This window comes from Chamaesiphon sp. OTE_20_metabat_361, from assembly GCF_031364565.1.
In genome coordinates this window covers 1-9,037 of sequence record NZ_JANLWO010000155.1, presented here as the reverse complement: position 1 = coordinate 9,037, position 9,037 = coordinate 1, and the positions used below count along the sequence as shown (strand labels likewise).

Genomic DNA, 9,037 nt, shown 5'->3' with positions numbered 1-9,037 from the left:
GGTTGGCAGATACCTATCGTTTATTTTTACAGAGGCAAATATGGCAAAACGCCGCAACCTGAAGAAGGAAAAGGCGGAGCGTAATCAAGCATACGCTCGTAAATTTAGAAAACGCCCCACTGGCGGACGGATGTTCAAATCAAGATTCCGCCCTCAATCTAATGGCACTTCGGCTGAGGAAGATAACGAAGACACCTCCGCAGCAGCAACCTAAATAGGGGGTAGCGACCCAAATCGCGCTGTAGGCGAAGACGTGTCGCTAGACGGTTCCCTCATGCTAAGCGTTTGGTTCAAGACAGCGGCTCGCATAATCCGGGAGATTCCCTCCCGGATTATGCGAGACAAGACAGCGCACCAAGCAGCGAATCAAGACAGGGAGTAGAGGGTAGGAAAGATCGAATTTTCTGAACCTCTATCCTCTACCGAATCTACTCACTCATTTTATTATTAGCTCGATCGAGTGCTTGACGAACTTGCTCGAATCCAGTGCCACCATAGCTATTGCGCGCAGCGACTACCTGTTTGGGATCGATCGCGGCATAGATATCGTTCTCAAATGCTGGATGTAGTTCTTGCCACTCTGCCAAGCTGAGATCCTTGAGCAGTTTATCCTGGCTCAAGCAGGTTTTAACTACTTTGCCCACCAAATTATAAGCTTCACGGAACGGTACTCCTTTGGCAGCTAAATAGTCAGCGACATCGGTAGCGTTGGCAAAATCGGATGCTACGGCGGCGGCTAATCGGGCGGGGCGAAATTCAATCCCTTCACGCATCAAGATTGTCATCGCCTCCAGACAAGCTCGGACCGTCTCGACCGCATCAAATAAAGCTTCTTTATCTTCTTGTAAGTCCTTATTATAGGCTAGCGGTAGACCTTTCATCATGACCAGCATGGCTTGGAGATGCCCGAACACGCGTCCGGTTTTACCCCGCACTAGTTCGGGCACATCCGGGTTCTTTTTTTGCGGCATGATGCTCGAACCCGTCGCACACCGATCGGTCAAACTGACAAATCGAAATTCTTCTGAAGCCCAGATAATCACCTCTTCAGCCAAACGACTTAAATGTACCATAATTAGGCTAGCAGCTCCGAGGAATTCGATCGCAAAATCGCGATCGCTCACCCCATCCAAACTGTTGCCATAGATATCGTCGAAACCGAGCAATTGGGCGGTGTAGGCGCGATCGATCGGGAAAGTCGTCCCCGCCAGCGCCCCACAGCCTAACGGTGAAATATTCGTCCGCTTGTAAACATCGCCCAGTCGCTCCCAATCCCGCTGTGCCATCTGGAAATAAGCCAGCAAGTGATGAGCTAAACTCAACGGCTGAGCGCGCTGGAGGTGCGTGTAGCCAGGAATTAGCGTCTCGACATGCAGCTCCGCCAAAGTGACTAATACTTGCTGAAATTCCCGCAATTGTGCTTGAATTTGACCGATCCGATCGCGCAAGTATAACCTGGTATCGGTACCGACTTGATCGTTACGCGAACGGGCGGTATGAAGCTTTTTGCCAACATCGCCGACAATTTCTGTCAGTCGGCGTTCTACCGCAAAATGCACGTCTTCAGCATCGACACCAGGTTGGAAACTACCCGCCCGATATTCCGTGCGAATTTGTTCTAATCCTGCTACCAGCTCTGCCCCCTCTGTCGGGCTGATAATCCCAGTGTGGGCGAGCATTTTGGCATGAGCGCAGGAACCAGTGAGATCGTATTCGATCAGTTCGAGATCGAAGCCAATGCTAGCATTAAATTTGGCGATCGCTGGATGTAAAGTACCTTCAAAGCGATCGCTCCAAGTCTGTTGTGGTCGATCCATAGCAAGAACAGGGGCTACAGGCTCCTGAGTTAAGGGTTGGGCACGATCGGTAACTACCCCTCAGTCATGCTCTAGCAGATAGCCAGAACGTTCGTTAGTTACTAGTCACTATTTCCACGCTATCATGTGAATGTCATGTCCAACATAGTAAACTTTACTCAAATACCCACATGTCTATCCAACAAACTACAATCAAAGCTAGCACCTTGCTCACTGCGTTGTGCCTGAGTGCTGCACTAGCGATTACTGGCTGTACAGGCGACAAAAAAGCTGAGACTACAACTAGTACAACTACTACAGAGACTACTCCAGCAACCACTCCAGCAACTGCGCCCGCAACCACTCCAGCTACTACTCCAGCAACTGGCGCAGCAGCACCGACAACTGGTGCGGCTACTGCTCTGTCAGCTACTGAAAAAACTCAGTTAACTGCGGCGAGAACTGCTCTAGTCATGACTAATAGTGCTGTCAAAGGCGGCGACATGGCGAAGGTTAAAACGCAATTTGAAAAATTCAGTGGTTTACTTCCAGCGGTAGAGCCAATCCTCAAAGCCAAAGCCGGAGCTAGCTATCCTGCAATTACTAGTGGTCTTGCTGAAGTCAAAACAGCAATGACTGGTGACAAGCTCGATGCAGTGAAAGCTCAAGCAGGCTTGAATTCGGCAATTAAAGCGATGACTACGGTAATTGAAAAAAAATAGAGCAAACATCATTTTCATAGTTATCGGTTATCAGTCCTAACTTTGCTCGCTCACACTCCCTGCAAAGGGGCAAGACTGACATTAACTCGAACACTTGGCTAATCGATCGGGATGGAGATCCCAATTTAGTCGGAGGTGTTATAGTAAGATTAACCTCAGTTGTTGACACAGGATATATAATGGCTGCGACAAATGGATCTAAACATCAGACGATCGTTCGTCCGCTGCAATATCGAGATATTGACGCGATCGCTAGCTTATGTCAACAAGCAACAATTCCCGACCCAGCCGTAAAAATTCAAATCGCGCAAATGCTCAAACGGATGAGCCGATGGTATGCGCCTTTTCAATTTCTCAATATTATTCCGACACCAAGTATTACCGATCGAGCGCTGTTAGTCGCTGAGTGCGGACAGCAGGTACGCGGAGCGATCGGCGTGTCGCCATTCAATCGGACGCGAAGCACTTGGCATGTAGAATGGGTGTCGATCGACGATCGAGCCACCAACCCGGCAGAAGTGACGGGTAAAAGTGATATCGGCTCTCAACTATTGCGCTATTGCTTCGAGCATATCGTCGATGCAAGTACTTGGGTACTCGAAGTCGATGTCAATGATAGTGCAGCGCTGGCGCTATATCGCCAAAATGGATTTCAGCCGCTAGCACACCTGACATATTGGGAGATCGCCCCCCAATTGCTACAGGAACTCGCCCAGCGCGAACCAGATTTACCCAATTTACTGCCAGTCCGCAACACGGATGCTCAACTGATTTATCAGTTAGATACAGTATCCATGCCGCCCCTGCTGCGGCAAGTTTTCGATCGACAAATCCATGACTTCAAAACCAACCTCGTCCAAACAATGGTTGGTAAAGTTAAAGAATGGTTTCAACAAAAGCAATCTGTCAGCAATTACGTCTTTGAAACCCAACGCAAAGCTGCAATCGGCTATTATCGGTTATCCTTAAACCAAGATCGGCAATCCTCCGGCAGTGACGAACCTCAAACCCACCAAGCGGAATTAACCGTACATCCGGCTTACACTTGGCTCTATCCCGAACTGATGGCGCAACTGGCAAGATCTTGTCAGTATCTGCCCACACAGCCACTCCAGTTGATTTCGGCTGACTATCAACCCGAACGCGAAGAGTACTTCCAACAAATCGGTGCCGAACGTGTCAAGCATAGTTTATTGATGTCTCGCTCGGTTTGGCATAAGCTCCGCGAAGCCAAACATTTGTCTTTGGAAAATCTCCAAATTGCCGAAATGCTCCAAAGTCTCCAGCCATCTCGTCAACCATTACCCAATCGAATCGATAAAAACGATCCTGAAGATCTATCCTAAAGGTCGATCGGTGGGATTGGTTACAATACCTAGCGAGTATAGAAATGACGGCCAATAGCCGATCGACCGATCTAGCCACCAAGCTGATAGAATAGAAACTAACTAAGTAACCAGATAAGGCGATCGCGATGGTTGCACTGCTGTATTTAAGATCGAAATTATGATAGTTGCACTGCTATATTTGGCTTTGAGTGGCGCTTACCTGTTGGTCTTCCCAGGAGCCTTGTACCTATACCTCAAACAACGTTGGTATGTAGCTAGCTCGATCGAGCGCGTAGTTATGTATTTCTTGGTATTTTTCTTTTTCCCAGGCTTGTTATTAATGTCGCCATTTCTCAATTTTCGTCCCAAACGCCGCACGATCGAGGCATAAATTTAGCTGATGCGGAGAATTGATGTCATTATTATTGGGATCGTCGTATTTGCGATTGGCGGTGCTGGGTATCTAGGATTAAAGCTGGCGGGAGTAGACAACATCAACGCTGGCATTTGGAGTCAGCTAGTATTAGTTGTCATCATTCTCGGGTGGTCGTTTAGCTACGTTTTTCGAGTGGCGACTAAAAGTATGACTTATACTCAACAGCTTAAAGACTACGAAGAAGCCGTACTGCAAAAGCGGTTAGACGAACTCACTCCCGAAGAGTTAGCCAAAATTCAAGCCGAGATCGAACGAGAACGGAAGAGTGCCTAATTCTCGATCGACGATTTGATATTTTTCATGACCGTCATTGATGATTTGGTTTCCAAGTTAGGCGGTATGGATCTACATACAATTATTTGAAGATAGACTGAAACCTAGATGTTGGGCAGTGCCCACCCTACAATTTTCATGTGTAATGGATGGTGGGCACTGCCAACTCTACAATTTTTTCATGTAATGGTGCGTTACGCTACGCGATAACACACCCTACAGACCATTCCTCTTACCTCTTACCCCCTACCTATACCCTCTACCCCCTAACTTAGATGCTTTCCGTTTCCAGTTGCTTTGAGTCTTTACGCGATCGCGGACAGTGTGCTTTGATTCCCTTTATCACTGCTGGCGATCCTGACTTAGCAACCACGGCGCAAGCACTCAAGATATTGGATGGAGCAGGTGCAGACTTAATCGAGCTAGGAGTGCCGTATTCCGATCCGTTAGCAGATGGCCCGGTAATTCAGGCGGCAGCGACGAGGGCATTGGCGCAGGGGATTAAGTTACATGATGTCATCGACATGGTAGCAAAGGTCAGCCCTGAGCTAAAAGCACCGATTATTTTATTTACTTATTACAACCCCATCCTCAATCTGGGCATTCGTCCCTTCCTGAGCAAAATTGCGGCAGCGGGAGTTAAAGGTTTGGTAGTGCCAGATTTACCGCTAGAGGAGGCGGAAGAGTTGTTGGTACCTGCGGCAGAAATCGGGATTGAAGTTATCCTGTTAGTGGCACCAACTAGCTCCCAGGAGCGGATTGTGGCGATCGCGGCTAAGTCGCAAGGCTTTATTTATTTGGTTAGCGTTACGGGTGTAACTGGCGTCAGGTCTGGGTTAGAAGATCGCGTCGGCGAGATTTTGGCTAACCTGCGGCAGGTGACAGATAAACCGATCGCGATTGGCTTTGGGATCTCTGCACCAGAACACGCTCAACAGGTGCGAAAATGGGGCGCAGACGGGGTAATTGTCGGCAGTGCCATGGTTAAACGTTTAGCAACGGGAGTGCCCGCTGAAGGGCTAAAATCGCTTGAGGAGTTCTGTCAGAGTTTGAAAGCAGCGATTGTTTAGCCCCAAACCAGAGCTAAGAGATCCGATCGATCTCAAATCGGGATGATGTCTAATTTATACTTATGTTACGGATCGATCGGTTCGATCGAGTTGGATCCGGTCGAGTTCGTTAAGATTAAGAAACAAATCTTATCACTAGGCACCGATGCTCGACTTAAATAGTATTGCCGAATTTTCTCGATGTCATTGTATCGGCATTTGCGCCTTTTTAGTCCCCGCTAATCTCGGCTTGGCTAATGCGACAATTTTATTGACCGCCTTCAATCGCTCGCCACAGCTCATCGCTAATGTTGCGCGGATCTCGATCGTCCCGGCACTGATTTTATTACTGCATGTAGCGACATGGTGGTCGATTGGTGTAGTTATGCTGCCGACCTTTATTTTACCGACTTTAGCAATTATTTGTTTGGCAACTCAGGCTTATGTCGTGTCAAATCCCAATCGGACGCGGCGGTTGCTACAGATTATCTCAAAATTTTCAAGTGCTAAATATCGGCAATTTGTTGCTAATTAATTGCTAAAAATGGCCGCTCAATTTTGCATTCGATCGTCACTTAGAGTTATCTAACCATGCCAGCTTGACAGGAGCGAAATCGACTGTTAGTCAAGGGTTTAATCTCTGTGTTAACGATCTCAGTGTCATTAGCGATCGCGACATAGTTGTCGATACAAATGAGATTAATTTTCGATAGGTGGAATGGATGCAGATTGACTTTTTTTAGGAAGGTCGATCGCGATCGTTGTGATGAGAGCAAATATGAGGAAAGCTTGCTAAAATCGGTTTGACGATCTATTATTTTCACTCAGACAACTTACCATTACTCAAGCCTGCAAATCATGCTCAAACGTCGTTCCTTTCTCGGCTATTTTAGTATCGGTTGGTTGACTGCTTGTTTTCCTGTCGTTCTAGCGGCTTGTGCGCCTAACAAAGCGGACACTCAAGCTACAAAGCAGACCGATTCTCCAGTTTCAGATGATAAAAGTGCGAGCGCTAAAACGACTGAAGGCTTTAAAGTTGTCGGTTCGACTGCACAATTAGAAAAAATGGGATCTTTGCAGATCGCCGGAGTTGCCGTAGCCAGAGATCCAGCCAATTCCAAAAAACTAGTTGCGGTCAATTCTAAATGTACCCATACTGGTTGCGAAGTTAAATGGTTAGCTGGCGAGAAAAGGTATCGTTGCCCGTGTCATGATGCCGAATTTGCCGCCGATGGGAAAGTATTAAACGGCCCTGCACCTAGCCCATTAGCAACCTATCCAGTCAAAGTTGTCGGTACTCAAGTCCTGGTTAAAGTTTAGATGACTTTTCAAACGGCAAGACCATATACATTGTTATCGATCGCGGCAGCATTGATGACGATCGGTTTAAAAACTGGTGCTTATTTTCTGACTGGCTCGGTCGGATTGCTTTCGGATGCGATGGAGTCGGGAATCAATCTGGTGGCGGCATTAGCAGCCTTTTGGGCGCTCTCTTTCGCCGCTACTCCCGCCGATGAAGATCATCCCTTCGGGCATAATAAGGCTGAATATTTTTCTAGCGGACTAGAGAGTATTTTAATTGTAATTGCCGCGATCGGGATTGGGGTGGTGGCTTGGGGTAGACTATTTTCACCACAACCGCTCGAACAGTTGGGGATCGGGCTGATTTTATCCCTAATTGCCACCGTTATTAATGGCGCGGTCGCTTGGGTGCTGCTGCGGGCGGGGCGGCGACTAAGATCGATTACGCTGCGGGCGGATGCCCACCATTTACTCACCGATGTCTGGACTTCAGTAGGCATTATGGCGGGAATCTTTTTAGTCAAGCTGACTGGCTGGCTGATTCTCGATCCGATTATTGCTTTACTGGTGGCTGTGAGTATTCTGGGATCGGGAATCCAGTTGCTGCGCGAGACTGGTGCAGGGCTGCTAGATACCGCAATGCCAGTCGCCGAGCGCGATACGATCGCCCATATTTTTAGTACTTACGAGCAGCAAGGGATTCAGTTTCACGCCCTCAGAACGCGGGTAGCTGGTTCGCGGGGGTTTGTCACATTTCATCTGCTGTTACCAGGAGACTGGACGATTCAACGCGGGCACGATCTCTGCGAAGAAGTCGAACAACAGATCGTTGATGCTTTGCCCGGTACTAATGTCGTCGCCCACATGGAACCGCTCGAAGATCCCAAATCATGGGCAGATTTGGAACTCGATCGAACTTTATCATCCTAATCCGAATATACTCGATCGGATGTGGCGATCGTTGGTAGTGAAGGGTTGTTCGCAGTTGATGGCTCGATCGATAACGCTAAATTACTATTTATTAATAACAATCCAGTCCAGACTATGTGGTGAATTTTGGGCATTTAAATACCTAGAGCATCGCCAGTTTTTAAAAACTTACCAGATTCAGCCAGCGGAATGCGAGTATTGACTGCCAATCGATAAAAGTGATTGAATCTGGATCTATTAACTCCCGCTGGTAGCGTTTGTTGGCGTTGGTGGGTAAAAATCTGCTGAAATTTGGGGCTAACATCACCAGTTACAGAATTACGAGTCGGCACGATACAACGTTGACAGGGGTTAATGCCGTGGAACTGCACATCTCCTAACTGGAAATCGATCGTTTCCCCAGGCGCACCAAATAATCGATCTTCCCAAAAAGCCGGAACGCCATCCAGTTCCAAATTAGTTCTAAATCTGCGGCGGACTTCTGCTAGATCTAAGCCAGGAAACCACTCACAAATCTTCTCCAAGGTCGCCGTACTGACAATTGTAGGGCCGTAAGCATCTAGATCGTCGGGAAACCCGACAGCGGCATTTTCAATGAGTTGAACTGGAAATCCAAAAAACTCACTCAACCACCTCGCTAGTTGGGTAAGTTCGGTAGTCAGACAGAATGTGTAACTGGTATTCTCATCCCTAATTTGGAGCGCGATCGTCGATCGATCTTCAGTAAAATTAAATTGAGAGCGTAATTGCTGAATTTTAGCCGTCCGTTTGGCATTAACAACTGTACCACTCTCATCAACGATCGCCCACCGCCGATCGAATTCTAGCGCACCACCTACTGAGATTTTCGATCGAGTCACTATCAGCCCATCAAGGGATTTGATTGGATAAATAACTATCTGCGCTAATGTCGGTTGAATATCAGCATTCATACGCTTAATGGGTAAATAACGATCGACAACTACTATTATCGATCGCAATTGACGACATAACTAGAGCGATTGCTGTGTTAGCATACGACTAGTAATTAGAAATTGTGAGTATAAATTTAGCTAGAGATTAAGCACAAATAGAAGACAAACCGTTATCTTCAGTCATTGGGGACAGGGTGAGACACCCACCACATCTTTGATGTCTTCTGCTTAGTCCGAGCTGTTTGCATGTGGATTCAATACGCTTTATTTAGCTCATTCTTATGGGC

At 47.4% G+C, this 9,037-nt stretch carries 12 protein-coding genes; 9 read left to right on the top strand and 3 right to left on the bottom strand.

Annotated features, from left to right (window positions below):
* Window positions 1-214, top strand: a 214-nt coding sequence (locus RMO35_RS04325) for a hypothetical protein (protein WP_309738798.1), incomplete at its 5' end; no start/stop codon positions are given.
* A gap of 214 nt (window positions 215-428) precedes the next feature.
* Here RMO35_RS04325 and argH read toward each other — a convergent pair.
* Window positions 429-1,817: an argininosuccinate lyase gene (gene argH, locus RMO35_RS04320; protein ID WP_309738794.1), complete on the bottom strand. Its 1,389-nt coding sequence runs from the start codon at window positions 1,815-1,817 to the stop codon at window positions 429-431.
* A 170-nt stretch (window positions 1,818-1,987) separates the two neighbouring features.
* On the opposite strand from argH, the gene RMO35_RS04315 reads away from it, so the two are divergent.
* The 8 genes from RMO35_RS04315 (at window position 1,988) to RMO35_RS04280 (ending at window position 7,836) form a co-directional block, all read left to right on the top strand.
* The gene (locus RMO35_RS04315; RefSeq protein ID WP_309738792.1) at window positions 1,988-2,518 is read left to right on the top strand and encodes a hypothetical protein; all 531 of its coding nucleotides are present in this window, start codon (window positions 1,988-1,990) and stop codon (window positions 2,516-2,518) included.
* Window positions 2,519-2,697: 179 nt separating this feature from the next.
* Window positions 2,698-3,864, top strand: a complete 1,167-nt coding sequence (locus RMO35_RS04310; RefSeq protein WP_309738790.1) for a GNAT family N-acetyltransferase — start codon at window positions 2,698-2,700, stop codon at window positions 3,862-3,864.
* A gap of 157 nt (window positions 3,865-4,021) precedes the next feature.
* Window positions 4,022-4,237, top strand: a complete 216-nt coding sequence (ndhL, locus tag RMO35_RS04305) for an NAD(P)H-quinone oxidoreductase subunit L (protein ID WP_309738796.1) — start codon at window positions 4,022-4,024, stop codon at window positions 4,235-4,237.
* Between the two features lie 9 nt (window positions 4,238-4,246).
* A complete protein-coding gene (locus RMO35_RS04300) occupies window positions 4,247-4,555 on the top strand; it encodes a DUF3007 family protein (RefSeq protein WP_309738789.1) in 309 nt (102 codons plus the stop codon).
* 275 nt (window positions 4,556-4,830) lie between these two features.
* A complete protein-coding gene (gene trpA, locus RMO35_RS04295) occupies window positions 4,831-5,625 on the top strand; it encodes a tryptophan synthase subunit alpha (RefSeq protein ID WP_309738788.1) in 795 nt (264 codons plus the stop codon).
* Window positions 5,626-5,770: 145 nt separating this feature from the next.
* A complete protein-coding gene (locus RMO35_RS04290; protein WP_309738787.1) occupies window positions 5,771-6,139 on the top strand; it encodes a hypothetical protein in 369 nt (122 codons plus the stop codon).
* 323 nt (window positions 6,140-6,462) lie between these two features.
* A complete protein-coding gene (locus RMO35_RS04285; protein ID WP_309738785.1) occupies window positions 6,463-6,924 on the top strand; it encodes a Rieske 2Fe-2S domain-containing protein in 462 nt (153 codons plus the stop codon).
* Window positions 6,925-7,836, top strand: a complete 912-nt coding sequence (locus tag RMO35_RS04280) for a cation diffusion facilitator family transporter (protein ID WP_309738784.1) — start codon at window positions 6,925-6,927, stop codon at window positions 7,834-7,836. It begins immediately after the preceding gene.
* On the opposite strand, the gene RMO35_RS04275 is transcribed toward RMO35_RS04280, so the two are convergent.
* Together RMO35_RS04275 and RMO35_RS04270 are read right to left on the bottom strand one after the other, a co-directional pair.
* Window positions 7,833-7,970: a hypothetical protein gene (locus tag RMO35_RS04275; RefSeq protein ID WP_309738783.1), complete on the bottom strand. Its 138-nt coding sequence runs from the start codon at window positions 7,968-7,970 to the stop codon at window positions 7,833-7,835. The two genes, RMO35_RS04280 and RMO35_RS04275, sit on opposite strands and share 4 nt — an antisense overlap.
* Window positions 7,971-8,768, bottom strand: a complete 798-nt coding sequence (locus RMO35_RS04270; RefSeq protein ID WP_309738781.1) for an MOSC N-terminal beta barrel domain-containing protein — start codon at window positions 8,766-8,768, stop codon at window positions 7,971-7,973.
* Between the last annotated feature and the right edge of the window lie 269 nt (window positions 8,769-9,037).

Bases quoted from the DNA above. Each gene is read 5' to 3' on its own strand.
- RMO35_RS04315 (WP_309738792.1), top strand. From the start codon at position 1,988: ATGTCTATCCAACAAACTACAATCAAAGCTAGCACCTTGCTCACTGCG.
- RMO35_RS04270 (WP_309738781.1), bottom strand. From the start codon at position 8,768: ATGAATGCTGATATTCAACCGACATTAGCGCAGATAGTTATTTATCCA.
- argH (WP_309738794.1), bottom strand. From the start codon at position 1,817: ATGGATCGACCACAACAGACTTGGAGCGATCGCTTTGAAGGTACTTTA.
- RMO35_RS04310 (WP_309738790.1), top strand. From the start codon at position 2,698: ATGGCTGCGACAAATGGATCTAAACATCAGACGATCGTTCGTCCGCTG.
- RMO35_RS04275 (WP_309738783.1), bottom strand. From the start codon at position 7,970: ATGCCCAAAATTCACCACATAGTCTGGACTGGATTGTTATTAATAAAT.
- RMO35_RS04280 (WP_309738784.1), top strand. From the start codon at position 6,925: ATGACTTTTCAAACGGCAAGACCATATACATTGTTATCGATCGCGGCA.
- RMO35_RS04290 (WP_309738787.1), top strand. From the start codon at position 5,771: ATGCTCGACTTAAATAGTATTGCCGAATTTTCTCGATGTCATTGTATC.
- trpA (WP_309738788.1), top strand. From the start codon at position 4,831: ATGCTTTCCGTTTCCAGTTGCTTTGAGTCTTTACGCGATCGCGGACAG.
- RMO35_RS04300 (WP_309738789.1), top strand. From the start codon at position 4,247: ATGCGGAGAATTGATGTCATTATTATTGGGATCGTCGTATTTGCGATT.
- RMO35_RS04285 (WP_309738785.1), top strand. From the start codon at position 6,463: ATGCTCAAACGTCGTTCCTTTCTCGGCTATTTTAGTATCGGTTGGTTG.